Annotated in this window: 15 protein-coding genes; 13 read left to right on the top strand and 2 right to left on the bottom strand. The window is 39.6% G+C overall.

Features of this window, described 5'->3' with window-relative positions:
• Positions 1-144 precede the first annotated feature (144 nt).
• The 5 genes from ACSQ7D_RS04765 (at position 145) to ACSQ7D_RS04745 (ending at position 4,376) form a co-directional block, all read left to right on the top strand.
• Positions 145-1,281, top strand: coding sequence for a hypothetical protein (locus ACSQ7D_RS04765; protein ID WP_437135546.1), 1,137 nt, complete (start codon positions 145-147; stop codon positions 1,279-1,281).
• Between the two features lie 12 nt (positions 1,282-1,293).
• On the top strand, positions 1,294-1,737 hold the full coding sequence (locus ACSQ7D_RS04760) for a 6-pyruvoyl trahydropterin synthase family protein (protein WP_009410945.1): 444 nt from the start codon (positions 1,294-1,296) through the stop codon (positions 1,735-1,737).
• 161 nt (positions 1,738-1,898) lie between these two features.
• The gene (locus ACSQ7D_RS04755; protein ID WP_437135545.1) at positions 1,899-2,408 is read left to right on the top strand and encodes a hypothetical protein; all 510 of its coding nucleotides are present in this window, start codon (positions 1,899-1,901) and stop codon (positions 2,406-2,408) included.
• A 2-nt stretch (positions 2,409-2,410) separates the two neighbouring features.
• Positions 2,411-3,484 carry a Fic family protein gene (locus tag ACSQ7D_RS04750; RefSeq protein ID WP_437135544.1) on the top strand — a complete coding sequence of 358 codons (1,074 nt, stop codon included), beginning with the start codon at positions 2,411-2,413 and terminating at the stop codon, positions 3,482-3,484.
• A 127-nt stretch (positions 3,485-3,611) separates the two neighbouring features.
• Positions 3,612-4,376, top strand: a complete 765-nt coding sequence (locus ACSQ7D_RS04745) for a UDP-2,3-diacylglucosamine diphosphatase (protein WP_437135543.1) — start codon at positions 3,612-3,614, stop codon at positions 4,374-4,376.
• Here the strand turns inward: ACSQ7D_RS04745 and ACSQ7D_RS04740 are convergent.
• Positions 4,353-5,144: a porin family protein gene (locus ACSQ7D_RS04740; protein ID WP_111972251.1), complete on the bottom strand. Its 792-nt coding sequence runs from the start codon at positions 5,142-5,144 to the stop codon at positions 4,353-4,355. The two genes, ACSQ7D_RS04745 and ACSQ7D_RS04740, sit on opposite strands and share 24 nt — an antisense overlap.
• A gap of 264 nt (positions 5,145-5,408) precedes the next feature.
• On the opposite strand from ACSQ7D_RS04740, the gene ACSQ7D_RS04735 reads away from it, so the two are divergent.
• From ACSQ7D_RS04735 to ACSQ7D_RS04710, 6 genes are read left to right on the top strand one after another with little or no spacing between them, the layout of a single operon-like run.
• On the top strand, positions 5,409-5,702 hold the full coding sequence (locus tag ACSQ7D_RS04735) for a DUF721 domain-containing protein (protein ID WP_009418589.1): 294 nt from the start codon (positions 5,409-5,411) through the stop codon (positions 5,700-5,702).
• On the top strand, positions 5,699-6,241 hold the full coding sequence (locus ACSQ7D_RS04730) for an N-acetyltransferase family protein (protein WP_437135542.1): 543 nt from the start codon (positions 5,699-5,701) through the stop codon (positions 6,239-6,241). Before ACSQ7D_RS04735 ends, ACSQ7D_RS04730 begins: the two co-directional genes overlap by 4 nt.
• A 5-nt stretch (positions 6,242-6,246) precedes the next feature.
• Positions 6,247-7,584 carry a dihydroorotase gene (locus tag ACSQ7D_RS04725; protein ID WP_437135541.1) on the top strand — a complete coding sequence of 446 codons (1,338 nt, stop codon included), beginning with the start codon at positions 6,247-6,249 and terminating at the stop codon, positions 7,582-7,584.
• Between the two features lie 4 nt (positions 7,585-7,588).
• Positions 7,589-7,969, top strand: coding sequence for a DUF4296 domain-containing protein (locus tag ACSQ7D_RS04720; protein ID WP_111972248.1), 381 nt, complete (start codon positions 7,589-7,591; stop codon positions 7,967-7,969).
• Positions 7,970-7,982: 13 nt separating this feature from the next.
• On the top strand, positions 7,983-8,687 hold the full coding sequence (locus tag ACSQ7D_RS04715) for a DUF4271 domain-containing protein (protein ID WP_437135540.1): 705 nt from the start codon (positions 7,983-7,985) through the stop codon (positions 8,685-8,687).
• Between the two features lie 33 nt (positions 8,688-8,720).
• On the top strand, positions 8,721-9,470 hold the full coding sequence (locus tag ACSQ7D_RS04710) for a uroporphyrinogen-III synthase (RefSeq protein ID WP_009410955.1): 750 nt from the start codon (positions 8,721-8,723) through the stop codon (positions 9,468-9,470).
• 112 nt (positions 9,471-9,582) lie between these two features.
• Here the strand turns inward: ACSQ7D_RS04710 and ACSQ7D_RS04705 are convergent, their stop codons facing one another.
• Positions 9,583-9,759 (bottom strand): hypothetical protein, encoded by a 177-nt coding sequence (locus ACSQ7D_RS04705; protein WP_009410956.1) that lies wholly within the window; start codon positions 9,757-9,759, stop codon positions 9,583-9,585.
• A gap of 1,726 nt (positions 9,760-11,485) precedes the next feature.
• Here ACSQ7D_RS04705 and ACSQ7D_RS04700 point away from each other — a divergent pair.
• Complete coding sequence (locus ACSQ7D_RS04700; RefSeq protein ID WP_437135539.1) at positions 11,486-13,603, top strand: heparinase II/III domain-containing protein; 2,118 nt, start codon at positions 11,486-11,488, stop codon at positions 13,601-13,603.
• Between the two features lie 110 nt (positions 13,604-13,713).
• Positions 13,714-15,126 carry a TolC family protein gene (locus ACSQ7D_RS04695; RefSeq protein ID WP_437135538.1) on the top strand — a complete coding sequence of 471 codons (1,413 nt, stop codon included), beginning with the start codon at positions 13,714-13,716 and terminating at the stop codon, positions 15,124-15,126.
• Positions 15,127-15,136: the final 10 nt, after the last annotated feature.

The following is a 15,136-nucleotide window of genomic DNA, read 5'->3' as shown; positions in this document are numbered from 1 at the left end:
CAAAATTCCCTTCAGCCTCTTTTTGTAAAATTTCGTTTTCTTCCGGACTCCTCAACCCTCCCCATTTGCTAATTCTCTCATTTCCAAATTTTCTAATTTCCTAATTATTTCATACCTTTGCACTTTAATACAAAAAACTATACAATGAAAAACATTTTTAAAACAATTTTATTATTTGCTTCACTCGCTCTGATAAGCTGTGGAAATAAAGATGATGATGAACCTAAAAAGGATAAACCCAAAGAAGAAATACAAGTGCCAAAAATTTCTGAAGTGCGTTTTTCCTATGTCGATTTTGACCTTAGCAATAACTATAATGACTATAGTGAAGGTGAAGATTTTCTGAACGATACTCAGTTAGGTACATATTTCTTTACAGCGAAAGAAATTGTGGTATCTTATCAGTATGATACCCAAGGAAGGCTTATAACACTAAAAACAAATGATATTACCGAAGGAACAGCTACTACTGTTACAGCAGCATATAGTGCAAACAAAATTACTTTATCTAATTTTGATGACGAACAAGGGGTAAAAGAACTATCACTAAACAATGACGGAAATATCACAGACTTCGATATTCGTTATAATGAAAAGCAACAATTGCTTCAAGCAGGTAAAAATCAATACTCTTGGAAAGATGATAACTGTACCAAAATAAACCTTAAAATTTATGACGCTCTTACAGAATGTACCCTATCTTATACGCAAAATCTTAATAAAAACAATTTTTTCTTAGGTCTTTTGGAAATACACGATGTAACCGGATATAAAGATTATTTTCTTAAACAAATATTCATTCCGAGGGGGAAAGGCACTAAAAATCTCCTTCAACAAACTACTTATCAGCAAAATGGGTTGCCTTCAGATTTTATAAGTAAATATAGCTATGAGTTTAATGCTGATGGTACAGTCAAAACTATAAAAGAAGAAGCTATTACAAACGGACGTATTGAAGGTGAATCAAGAATATCTGGAGAATATACTACTCAGAAATGGAACTCTTTACAAGCGCTTATCAGTCGTATACAAAACGGGATAGAAAAGAGATATACCTTTCAAGAACTCCTAAAAAACAACGAAAAATATGTAGTGAGAATTAGTAGCCAAACAATCGTACAAAAAGATAAAAACAACAAACCTATTCATCTACCAGTAGACAAAGTGATTGATTATTATATTAATTATAAACAGCAAGGTGGTGAAAAGAAAATCTCAGAGATTAAAATAATACGAACCTATAACATACATCAAAACACTACTTATCAACTGAAATATTAATTGTTCATTGTTATGATTCGCATTACTAAAAAATTCGATTTTGAAGCAGGACACGCGCTTTACGGCTACGATGGCAAATGCAAAAACCTGCACGGGCACAGCTATAAGCTCTACGTAACTGTCATAGGCGAACCTATTACCGACCCCCATAACGTGAAAAACGGTATGGTAATAGACTTCGGCGACCTCAAACGCATCGTGCAGGAGCAAATCATCGAAGCGTTCGACCACGCTATGGTCTTCAACGAACATTCACCTCACAAGGCATTAGCCGAAGAACTGCGCGCCAAAGGTCATCGCATCATCACCGTGCCCTATCAGCCCACCAGCGAGAACCTCGTAACCGACTTTGCTCGACGCATCGCCTACCAACTACCCGCCGGAGTCGAGCTCTTTTCAGTACGCCTATGCGAAACTGAAAGCTCCTATGCCGAATGGTTCGCCTCAGATAATTAAGAGGAAAGTAAGGCGTTATACATTTTGCCAAAGTTTTTGCCTGTGTGGCTCGCTCCTTTGGATAATTTGATTATATCGACAATCAGTTGCTTTTACGTTCTGTTGTAGGGGCTAATGGCAATTAATCTTTTAAAAAAATTCATAACACAAATATGTAAACTATGGCACTTGTACTAATAATTATATTAAGCATTATCTTTTGGTTTTACAAAACAAACGTCAAGAAACGTTTGCGCAATTCGTTTACTCAAAAGACCTTAAACAGGAATACACCAAACTATATTCGTAAACACTGGCGAGAGAAGCGTATTGATGCTGACCATTGCGATGTGATGAATGAAAATACAACCTTCGATTTGCAAGCCGTAGAAGACAATCGTATGAAAACTGATTTCGAGGAAACAATGCTTCTCACTGAGACAATGTTATTCAGTAAATTGCGATTAGGAGAAGAAAAATTGAAGCTTAGTTATATAAGGTGTTACGATAAAAGTAGCACTCCTGTAAAAGTATATCAAACTACTGTTGCCGATATAGATGCCAGTGTAGCGCAAGTAAAGCTCAATGTACAAGGCTATATCAATGTGTATTACAACCCTCAAGACCCTAAAGAAGTGTATATCGATACCGAGTTCTTACAAAAAGACCTCACTGAACTGATGAATGTTTGATAATGGAAACAGATTTTACATTACCCTTATTACCACCTCCACCAGAAATTGAGACCCGTGAGATACTCAAACAGCTCACGCTATCACATAGGCATTTAGCTGAACTGAAAGGAGTAGTAAAAACGATACCTAATGAGCAAATTCTCATCAATACCCTTTCCTTACAAGAAGCGAAAAGCAGTAGTGAGATTGAAAATATTGTTACTACCCACGACAACCTTTATAAGGAAAATATTATGATTGATACCCATCCTGCTAGCAAAGAGGTACTAAATTATGCCAAAGGTCTAAAAATGGGGTTTGAGATTGTGCGCAATGAGAGGATATTGCTAAACAAACATATATTGCTCATTCAAGAACAACTCGAAGCTAACAAGGCAGGTTTCAGAACCCAAGCCGGCACTAAGCTTATTAACAATCACAACGAAGTGGTGTATACGCCTCCGCAAAATAAGGAAGAGATACTCAACTTAATGGCAAACCTCGAAAGGTTTATCAACGACCCTGAATTTTCGGAGCTTGATCCGCTTACTAAAATGGCGATTATTCATTATCAGTTTGAGAGTATTCACCCTTTCTATGATGGCAATGGTCGTACAGGGCGTATCATCAATATTTTGTATTTGGTATTACAAGGTTTGCTCGACCTGCCCGTACTTTACCTCAGTCGGTATATCATTCAGCATAAAACTGATTATTACAAAGCTTTGCAAGGAGTAAGAACTAATGGCGATTGGGAAACGCTTATTTTGTATTTACTCAAAGGAGTAGAAGTAACCGCTATTGAAACTATAGAACTCGTACAAAATATCAAAGCTTTAATGCAACAAACCAAGCAGCGCTTGCGTAGTGAGTTACCCAAGATATACGGTCAGGATTTGCTCAACAACCTTTTTAAAAATCCATATACTAAGATAGAGTTTTTGCAAGAAGATTTGAATATAGCTAGACGCACTGCTCAGCATTATTTAGATACTATTGCCGAAATGGGGTTACTCAGCAAGTTGAAAGTAGGGAAGTCAAACTATTATATCAATGATTTGTTGATAAAAGTTCTTCAAAGAGAAAAAGTATAACGTAGCAAAAAAACGTCTTTTTTTGCCACGTATGGTATAACGTGGAAAAAAAACGCCGTTTTTTGCCATATCATATTGCTCATTGATACGAAATGGACTTTTTGTATAAATGATAACCTAAAAAATAATGTTATCCATAGAATTAGCTGAAAATAAAAAGATATACTTCGCCTCCGATAATCACCTCGGAGCACCCACTGCTGTCGAAAGCAAACCTCGAGAAGCAAAGTTTGTGCAATGGCTTGATACTATCAAAGCCGATGCAGGGGCAATATTCCTTTTAGGCGACCTTTTCGACTTTTGGTTTGAGTACAAAAAGGTTGTCCCCAAAGGCTTTGTGCGCACTTTGGGCAAGCTCGCTGAACTGCGAGATAGTGGTATCCCTATCTACTTTTTCGTAGGCAACCACGATTTGTGGATGGACGATTATTTCCAAACCGAATTGAACATTCCCGTATACCGTCACCCGCTAGAAGTGGAATGTAATGGTAAACGCTTCTTGATAGGACACGGCGATGGTTTAGGTCCCGGTGATAAAGGCTACAAGCGGATGAAGAAAGTCTTTACTAATCCGTTTTGTAAGTGGCTCTTCCGCTGGTTACACCCCGATATAGGTGTGCGATTGGCGCAATACCTCTCAGTGAAAAACAAGCTCATCTCAGGTGATGAAGATGTGCGTTTCTTGGGTGAAGATAACGAATGGTTGGTACAGTATTGCAAACGCAAACTTGAGACGCAACATTACGACTATTTCCTTTTTGGTCACCGCCACCTGCCAATGACTATCAAAGTAGGAGAGGGAAGCACTTATATCAACACCGGCGACTGGATACACTACTTTACCTATGCCGTTTTCGATGGTAAGGAATTAAAACTTATATCCTACACCTAATTGTAAGACGCGGTTTTTAAACTTAACTTGCGTAACACTATCAGCATCGCTAAGGTTTGAAAGCCCTATAATATAGTTTATATCAAAGAAGATACCAGAAGGCACATTATATTCCATTCCAAAGCCCATTCCAAAGTCAAAACTGTTATCTAAATCCTCTGACATTGCCATAGAGAGATTGTTTTGTGAAATTTTGCTTGCGATACTTGCAACATAACCAAAATTTAAACCTACTTTAGGGCGAAAATATGAGATATCATATTTTAACCATAAAGGAATATTTATTTGATGAAGAATAAAAGAAGCATCTTTAACGTCTCCGGATATGCTATAAGGCAATTGTGTTCCGTTAATAGTCGGAGGTGTCCCAATAAAAGTCATAGTTATTTTCTTCCACTTGGCTCCTTGTTTAGAGTAAGCAATTCCTCCTTCTAAAAAGAGTTTATCACTTACTTTATATTCTGCCAAAACTCCTATATGAAACCCTGCTTTGCTACCCATTCCTAGATCCGCATTATAGCGAGAAAAAGTATTTTGATCATTCTTTACAGCGCCATACACTTCTGAAAAAGAAAGAGTCGATACATTTAAGCCACCTCTAAAACCAAAAAAGAGGCGTTTAGAGAGAGGATTTTTTTCTTGTACTACAATAGGTTCTTGTGTGCTGCTGGCGGTCACCTCTTCTGTTGTTTCTGTTACTACTTCTTGTGCGTAAGTAGTAGATATCACTGCTAAAGTGATAGTAAAAATTATTATTATTTTTTTCATTTTTGTTGGTGTTTTTATAATTTTAATGCATAATTACAAAGAATAATGTTACTGAGCAAATTTCAGGGAAGGTTTTTTTTCTTTTGGGAATATAATTTATTGTTTTTTAATGTAATATAAAATTAAACATCAGAGAGATATTCTAATATTTAGAAGAAGGGAGAAATTGAAAAAGTTAGAACTTTAAATGTCTTATGAGAAGAGAAAAATAAAAAATCGTCATTTGTAACTCGTCATTCGCAATTATTTTGTACCTTTGCATTTATGGACGGAAATACAAATACTCTTTCAGAGGTCATTCAGCAAATTGTCAAACAAAATCATTTAACGTACGGACTACAGAAAGCCTCGTTACCAGAACTGTGGAATGAACTGATGGGCAAAGCAATCGCTAAGTATACTTCCTCAGTAGAGCTAAAAGGCAGTACGTTATACGTCCGTCTTACCTCGCCTGCACTCAGTAACGAACTCAGTTATGGCAAGAGCAAGATTATTGATAACCTCAACGAACGTTTAGGGGAACCTCTCATTCAAAAACTGATATTTCTAAACGGATGATACGACCCGCAACCCCCACCGATGCCTCTGCCGTCGCCCCTCTGATGTTTCAGGCAATGGAAGAAATCGTCTATAAGATGATTGGCAAAGAACATAGAGAAGATGCCATTGCACTACTCCAGAATCTCTTTGAGCAGGAAGGTAATCAATATTCCTACCAGAATGCTTGGGTATACGAGGAAAACAACACTGTAATAGGGTCGGTTATTGCCTATGATGGAGCGGAGTTGCACACCTTGCGCACCCCTGTGCTAGAACTCATTCGCAGTAGTTATGGTATTGATATTGTTTTAGAGGACGAGACCGCCAAAGGTGAACTTTATATAGATACCCTTAGCGTATTGCCTACTGCTCAAGGCAAAGGCATAGGCTCACAATTGGTAGCCCACCTCAAAAAGGTCTCTACTCAGCCCTTAGGCTTACTCGTGGATGTACAAAACCCCGCTGCCGAACGCCTCTACACCCGTTTAGGATTTACGTATGTAAACCACCAAGCCCTCGCTGGCGGAACGTATAAACACCTTGTGTACAATGAATAATTGAAATGAAAACCCTCATCAAAAACGCAATCATCGTAAATGAAAATACCCTCTTTCAAGGCGACCTCTTGATTGAGGGCGACCGCATTGCCCAAATAGGTACCCACATCACTCCCAAAGGGAATTATGAGGTGGTGGAAGCCGAAGGCAAATACCTCCTCCCTGGGGTGATTGACGATCAAGTGCACTTTCGCGAACCTGGGCTTACTCATAAAGCTACTATCGCTACCGAAAGCCGTGCTGCGATAGCAGGGGGTGTAACTACCTTTTTTGAGCAACCTAACACGGTACCCCAAACGGTAACTATTCCGCTTTTGGAAGAGAAATTTGCCATTGCCAAACAGTCGTCGTTTGCTAACTATTCTTTCTTCTTGGGAGGAACAAACGACAACCTCGAAGAATTGAAACGCTTAGATAAAAGTGCTTGTGCAGGGGTGAAACTTTTCTTAGGCTCTTCTACGGGGAATATGCTTGTAGACAACGAGAAAACCATAGAAGCTATTTTCAATAATGTCGATTTAGTAATTGCTGCCCATTGCGAAGATGAAGCGACTATCCGAAAGAACTTAGCCCACTATCAAGAATTGTACGGCGAGGATATCCCTATTGCGATGCACCCTCATATTCGCAGTGCTGAGGCTTGCTATCTGTCCTCTTCACGTGCCATTGCTTTGGCTGAAAAAACGGGTGCACGCCTACACGTGTTCCACCTCTCTACGGCTAAAGAAACCGAACTCTTCCGCAATGATATTCCGCTAAAGGACAAGAAAATCACCGCTGAGGTGTGTGTACATCACTTGTGGTTTGCTGATGAAGACTATACTACTCGTGGAGCTTTCATTAAATGGAATCCTGCTGTAAAAACTGCCGATGACCGTTCTGCGCTGTGGCAAGCCCTTTTAGACGACCGCCTCGATGTGATTGCTACTGATCACGCGCCTCATACCCTCGAAGAAAAACAACGCAAGGGTTATCTGAATATCCCTTCAGGCGCGCCTTTGGTACAGCATTCGCTCGTGGCAATGCTCGAAAAAGCCTACAAAGGCACCATTTCTATCAAAAAGATAGTAGAGAAAATGTGTCATAATCCCGCAATCCTTTTTCAGGTAAAAGACCGCGGTTTCTTACGCGAAGGGTATTACGCCGACCTTGTTTTGGTGGATATGGATACACAGTGGACGGTACAAAAAAATAACCTGCTCTACAAGTGTAGATGGAGTCCGCTCGAAGGGCAACAATTCCACTCAGCTGTAGTGAGTACTTTCGTAAATGGCAAAGAGGTGTACCACAATGGCAAGGTAATTGCAGAGCCTCAGGGGCAACGCATCACTTTTAACAGATAAGACTATGAGAAAAATTATTTATATATTCGCTTTGCTACTCATTGTAGTAGCCTGCAAAAAGAACATCGTACCCAAACCCGATAAGTTTTTAGACGAAAAGCAAATGGAAAGTCTGCTCTACGATTTGGCTGTTTTAGAATCTATGAAGGTTTCACAAGCCCAAATGCTAGATTCTTTACAATTCAATTCGCAACAGTTCATCTACAAGAAATATCAGCTCGACAGCCTTTCGCTCGCACAAAATATGGTTTATTACGCCTCCCTGCCTAAAGACTATGACCGTATAGTGAAAAAGGTAGAAGAAAAACTCAAAAAACAACGTGACAGCATCGGAAAGCTACCCTTAGAATCTTTAAAAGAGAACCCAGCAACAGTCGAACCATAATAAAATACAGTATTTGGAAGCCTTAGAACTACATCAGTCTTATCTTTCGTGGATATTTCCTGCCTTCCTACTCATCTTTGGGTTGGTGGCTTTCCTGCGTATATTCTACCCTAAACACTTTGCCGATTATCAAAACTTACTGTTTAACAATAAATATATTGTAATTTACGGCAAAAAAGAACGCCGATTGCACCTCTTTATGACAGTGCTTTTTCTCTTGCAATGTGTGTGTTTAGCTCTTCTTTTCTATGTTATGCTAAAGAATTTTGGCATCACAGAACTTTACAACTCTCAGTTTATGTTTCTGGAATTGGTGCTTGTAGTCTTCTCACTGTTAATCACAAAACTCCTCTTACAACAATGGATTAGTAGCCTATTCGACCTTTATGATTTCGCAAGAGATTACATCTTCACTAGGGTTTCTTATTCATCTTATGCCGCAATTGTAATGGTTATACTCCTCTTTTTGGGAGTTTATATCCCTTTCACCAATAAAAATCAGCTATTTTTATTACTTTTTGTGTTAGTGTCCATATTGTTAGTAATCAATGTATTAGGGTGGATTAAAATCATAAAAAACAATCAAAAAGAAATAAAACCCTATTTATTCTATTTTATTTTGTATCTTTGCACCCTCGAAATCGCACCCTATATCTTTTTCATCTATGGAACAAAATACTTAATTGAAGTACAGAAAATGGCTCAATTTGTTTCATAATAGGGCGCTAGGAGGTGTAAAGAAATAACATTTATGAAGGTAAAATCGATATTAGTTTCGCAACCAGAACCGAAAGCCGAAAGCTCACCTTATGCACAAATTATTGAAAACCACAAGGTAAAAGTGGATTTTGTGCCCTTTATTAAGGTCGAAGGAATGACCGCTAAGGACGTAAGAATGCAGAAGATTGACCTTACTAATTTTACAGCCGTTATCCTCACCAGTCGTAAATCGGTAGACCACTATTTTCGTATTGCTGAAGAAATGCGCTTTAAGGTGCCTACAACTATGAAGTATTTCTGTCAGTCCGAAGCCATCGCTTACTATTTGCAGAAGTATATTACCTATCGCAAACGCAAAATATACGTAGGTAAAAAAGAGTTTGCTGACCTTTTGCCTATCCTCAAAAAATACAAAGAAGAGAAATTCCTCTTCCCTGGCTCCGATGCCCCTAAACCAGAGGCTACCGCAGCTTTAAACGACATCAAGATAAAATGGGAACGCGTAGTGTTCTATCGCACTGTATATTGCGATATTTCAGCCATTAAAGAAAATAAGTACGACATTCTTACTTTCTTTTCGCCCGCAGGAATAGAGGCGCTGTTTAAAAGTTTCCCCGATTTCTCACAGAAGAAAACCAAAATAGCCGTCTATGGCGATGCGACCCTAAAAGCCGCCGAAGAAGCCGGTCTTATCATTGATATTAAAGCTCCCTCACCTGAGAGCCCCTCAATGACCGTAGCTCTCGACCATTATTTAGGCAAGCAAAATAGCAAAAAATAGAATCTAAAATCCGTTTTCTATAAGCACCAAAGGTAAGGAAGAACTATTCTTCCTTACCTTTGGTGCTTTTTTACTTCCTTTTATAAAGAAAATCTCTAACTATCAAGAAAGACTATCTGCTTCTCCTGCTTCTCGCTAAAAGTGAGCATAAAGCTGTAATTTCCAGTATAAAACCTAATGCTATAAATAAAGAACCGCTAACAGGCACTTCCCAATGCAATATCTTAGCAAGAGCTCCTAAAACAATAAGCACAACACCTGCTATAAATAAAATAACACTTGTCTTCATATCTCTATTTCAATTTGTTTACACTTATAATATTATATATAATCACAAAATACGTTGAAGCAATACCATATATTAGGCGCTTTTTTTCTTCCTTTGTGCCTCTCATTTTGATAATGTCTCAAACTTTGCCCCAATTCTAATCTGCAAGCGAAGTCTTAAAAAGCTATTTCGTAATTCGTAGCCTTGATTTCCGATGCCTAGCCTCTCACATACCCAGCTATCGCCGGCTACTTTATGTCTAACCGACGTCAATATAACTTTTATTATCAATCCTTTTTGAGAGTGTAGCGGAAGAGGACTCTCAAGAATGTTCAGAATCTTTTTTTTGAAACCAAAAGAACACAAACATTCCCACAAAAGGGAAGATTAGCACAGAAAATGTTTTCGACATCGCCTCATAGCTAAAATAAGGAACTTCTATAGCATAAAAGAAGTTTACATAGAAAAACAACGCAATGCAAATTAAGATAAAGATTATAATATTTCTTGCTTTCATATCTTAAGCCTTTAAAAAATACAAAGTATAACCTTAATAAGGTACAAAGATATAAAAATAATAAACACCAGTCAATATTGATTTTAAAAAAAGTTTTTCGTACTTTCATATTTTTCCTCCCTAACTTTTACCTCTCTATATTCCTTTTCTCAAATAGAGGGCAGGTGAAAGCTTTATTACTTTCTCTTTCCTTCGCCTCGAAACCCCTTTTTTAACATTTTTAGCACTGTTGCATTGTGTTATGAGTCAATTACTTATATACCCTTTCTATACCAATCGTCCAAGATTCGTATAAGCTTCCTATAAGCTCTCTATAAGCTAACCCCACCCTCCTTACACCCTTTTTTCATCAAAACTCCCTTCAATCTCCTTTTAGAAATCTCCGTTTTCTTCCGAACTCCTCAACCCTCCCCATTTTCTAATTTCCTCATTTTCTAATTTACTAATTAATCTGCCCGTGTGGCTCACACTGCCTGTGCGGCTCGCACCTTTGCCAAAGTTGAATAAACTGACAATACCTCCGCTGGTTTACAAGGCGCAGCCTTGATTTTGTTTAATTTTTGTTTAATTTCTGAGGCACAGCCTCATTCCTCTAACTCAAACTCGCACCTAATTCTCTCATTCTCTCATTTGCTAATTTCCTCATTTTCTAATTTTTTCCCCCACCTGTCTTGCTACAGTTGTTTATCTCGTTTTTTCATCGTAACTTTGCATCGTTGAAACAAATCACATTCCATTTTATAAACAATATCCGAGTCAAACTCGTGTAATCTGTGTGTAGTCTGCGAGCTGGCATAGCAGAGTATGTGTCTAAAAGCAACTCGTTGCCCTTTTGTTTGATTTGTAAATATTTGTAAGATTTCTGTAGCGTAAGCTACACTTTTCTTACGTCGAACTCACCTTAAATAACGTCAGTTCTATATATAATACTGATTTACAGTTGTGTTTATATTATAATCTGTGAAATTCAGCAACGCAGTTGCCAATTCGTGCCCATCACATTTGTCAATTGTCAATTGAAAGACTATCCGTGCAATCCGTGTAATCTGTGTGTAGTCTGCGAGCTGGCATAGCAGAGTATGTGTCTAAAAGCAACTCGTTGCCCTTTTGTTTGATTTGTAAATATTTGTAAGATTTCTGTAGCGTAAGCTACACTTTTCTTACGTCGAACTCACCTTAAATATAGCAAAGCAACAAGAACAATTAAATAAACTAAAACATTCTTTACTTATGAAAAAAGCAGTATTTATGATGCTATGGACTCTGATAATAGCGATGCTATCGTGTCGTAAAGATACAGACCCTGATGAGCAAGAAATAATAGGCGTTGTTCGCACCGAACACCCACGCCTTTTTATTACTAAAGAAGATATTCCGAATATCAAAAACGCTGCCCAAAGCTCGGCTCTGGATACGTATACCGAAACTAAAAGAGATGTGGATAAGCTCTTAAATGAACCTATCTCTTTTGAAAATCCTACCGCGGTGAATGGTACTGATAACGGTTTGAAAATCTCCAAAGTATCGCAAGTCGCCATATTATATTTGATAACGGGTGAAGCAAAATATCTCGACTATACCAAAAAATTCTTACAAAAAATCACTGAATATTACCGCCTTCGGGTAAGTCACAACTTGAATGCTGATTGGTATGTGTTTCCTCAAATCAATGCATTATGCGCTTATGATTGGATTTACAACTACTTAACCCCCAAAGAACGCGAGCAAATAGGCAAACCTCTTTATCAGGTAATGATGGATATCGCTTGGCACGGAAAAGGATTACGCCCAGAGCGCAATCGGGAGAATACAGGGGGATACAATACAGGATTTTATGGCACAGACGCCCTACCGTGGTATATAGGTATCACTTTTCACAACGACGGTATTGATAACGCACGCTGTGAGGATATGTTTCAAAAAGGATTTGCTCTGAATATGAAAATGGCAGAATATCGTCGTGATATTATCGGTATGAGCGGAGGGGCTGTCACAGGGTGTGTAGGCTATTCGTTAGGTGCTTATCCTATCGCCGATTTCAATTTCATTCGCAGTCATCGCGCAGCCACAGGCGTAGACCTCTCTCAAAGGCTCAACTACGTATTCAAATATTTGGACTATATCGATTGGAATCGCTTACCAAACAATCGCGAGTTTGGCTTTGGCGACAGTTATCACTACGATTGCTTGCTCCCCGAAAGAGACATCAATTATCACCTGAGAGAGATAGCCTCTCTTTATGGAAGTTCTACCAATATACAACGCCTGTTAGGCTTATTCAATAAGAAACACTATACAGAACGACTTCCCTTTATGCCGTTCTTACAAAAATATCCTCAAGGAACTCAGGGAGCGACACCTTCGGGTAAAGGTGCCGTGTATTTCGAGGGTACGGGAGAAGTCATTATGCGTTCAGGAACGGGCGAAAACGACACTTATGCTCTTTTTGTGAGCGGAGGCAAAACCTCTTACCACAAGCACTTCGATAACAATCATTTCACTATCTACAAAAAAGGTTACCGTGCGTTAGATACAGGCACACGCCCCGAACCTGGCTGGCATCTGTCGCATTACTACGCCCGTACAGTAGCCCATAACTGCGTAACCATCAGAATGCCCAATGAAAAAATGCCCGAATACTGGGGTGGTGGGGCTTCTACCGAAAACAAGTTCGAACCTATCCCCAACGATGGCGGACAAAACAACATATTAGGCTCTGTATTGAAAGAGAAGCGTATCACTGACGATTATGTATATCTCGCCTCCGATGCTACTAAAAGCTACAACAGCCAAAAAGCCTCGTTAGTCGTGCGTGAATTTATATATTTCTACCCCGACCTTTTTGTAGTGTTCGATAGGGTAACAGCTACCGACAAGAATTATCCCAAAACGTGGCTGATACACACCATCAACGAACCTGTGATGAAAGGTAGCAGAGAGTTCTCGGAAACCTCCGACGGAGGCAAGATGATTTGCCGTACTTTATTCCCTGCCAATGCTACACTTACTAAAATAGGTGGAAGTGGAAAGGATTTCTGGTCTGATGGACGCAACTGGCCTCTACCCAAACTCACTCCACAAGATTACGGGTATAATATGAATCTCCCTCCCGCCAATCACCCACAATTGGGACATTGGCGTATAGAAGTGAGCCCACAAACGTCTTCTAAAGAAGACTTGTTTATGCATATTATCCAAGTAGGCGATACAGCTCTTTCCGATTTACCCCGCACTGAAACCTTTGAAAATACAGCTCAAATAGGGGTAAGATTCACCTACCAAGGAAAACGATATATTTTAACCTTTGATAAAACAAAGTCATACGGCTGTCAAATAGAGAAGAAATAAATTAAGAGGCTTTATTTTTTAATCTATCTTAAAAACTTTGCAAACAAACGAGTCGTTCATCTGGAAAAATCGCCGTAATTTTGCCCCATAGAAATAAAAAGTTTTCTTTTATGAAAAAATATACTTTACTATGCCTCTTCGTTATAGGGATAACAGCTTCATTACGAGCGCAATCGCTCTCATTCGACGAAGCGCTTAACCAGATGCGTTCAGGCAACCAAAAACTCAAAGGCATCGAAAAACAAACCGAAGCAGCCGATTATAATCGCAAATCATTCCGTGGGCTCTATCTGCCCCAACTGAGCCTTAACGCGAGCTATATGCACCTCGCCGACCCGCTTTCGTTGAGCTTCAACGAGTATAAGGCGCCCTTACAAAATGGCTTACAGGGATTCGCAACCCAAGTGCCTGCCCCTATGCGTCCGCTACTTACCCCCCTACTTGGCAGAATACAACCACTTTTTGCCCAAGACTGGCGCTATGAGTTTCAGAAACAAGACATTTGGAAAGTAAGCGCCGATGCCAAATGGGTGCTTTTTGCTGGTGGAAAGGTGCGTGTAGGCAACCGTGTGAGTGCGCTCAACACCGAAATAGCCACCGTAGAGAGCAAAAAAACCGAAAATGCCCTCATCAGTGAGTTGGCGGAACGTTATTTTCAAGTACAGTTAGCTCAAAAAGCGTTGGAAGTGAGAAAACAGTCGTTTGAAACAGCGCAACATCACTATGAAAATGCCCAAAAGCTCGAAAAGAACGGAATGATAGCTTCCGTAGAAACAATGCAAGCTAAAAAAGCCGTTACCGATGCCGAGCGTGAGGTGATGGCTGCTGAAAAGGACATACAATTAGCACAAACAGCACTCTATGGCGTAATGGGCACTACCGAGCAACCGCTCACTGCCCTCACCACCGAACTCTTTGAGGTGGCACCCCTCCAATCGCTCGAGTACTACCAACAGCAAGCCAAAGAGCACTACCCTATGATTGTGCAAGCCAAGCTCAAAGCCCAAATGGCTACCCAAAGCGTAAAAGCGCAACAAGCCGCTTATTTGCCCGATGTAGCCGTAGTAGGCAAAAAGTATTTGTGGAGCGAAAATCTACCCTTAACCGAACCCGATAACTGGGTAGTGGGTGTAGGGTTACAGTGGAATCTCTTCAACGGTTTACAGGACAAGAACAAAATAGCCCAAGCCAAAGCAATGCGTGAGAGTGTGGAGCTCATCACTGCACAAGCCGAAAAAGACGTACAAACCTTAGTGAAAAAACAGTACACCGAGATTGAAAAGCAACGTGAACAATACCTCAGCTTAGAAGAGAGTTTGCGTTTTGCCGAAGAGCTCGTACGTGCCCGCGACAAAGCTTTTGCCGAAGGTCTCTCCACCTCCACCGATGTAGCCGATGCCAACCTTTATTTGGCTTCTATTAAAATCAAACGCTACCAAGCCCTTTTTGAAATGGACAAAACCCTCGCCCAGCTCCTCGAAACCTGCGGAATGAGCGATAAATTCAGCGAACAAGTAAGGTAGAGCGACACAA

Source organism: Capnocytophaga sp. G1920 (assembly GCF_051417515.1).
Note: the sequence above shows the minus strand (reverse complement) of the source record. Positions and strands in the feature narration are given on the sequence as shown.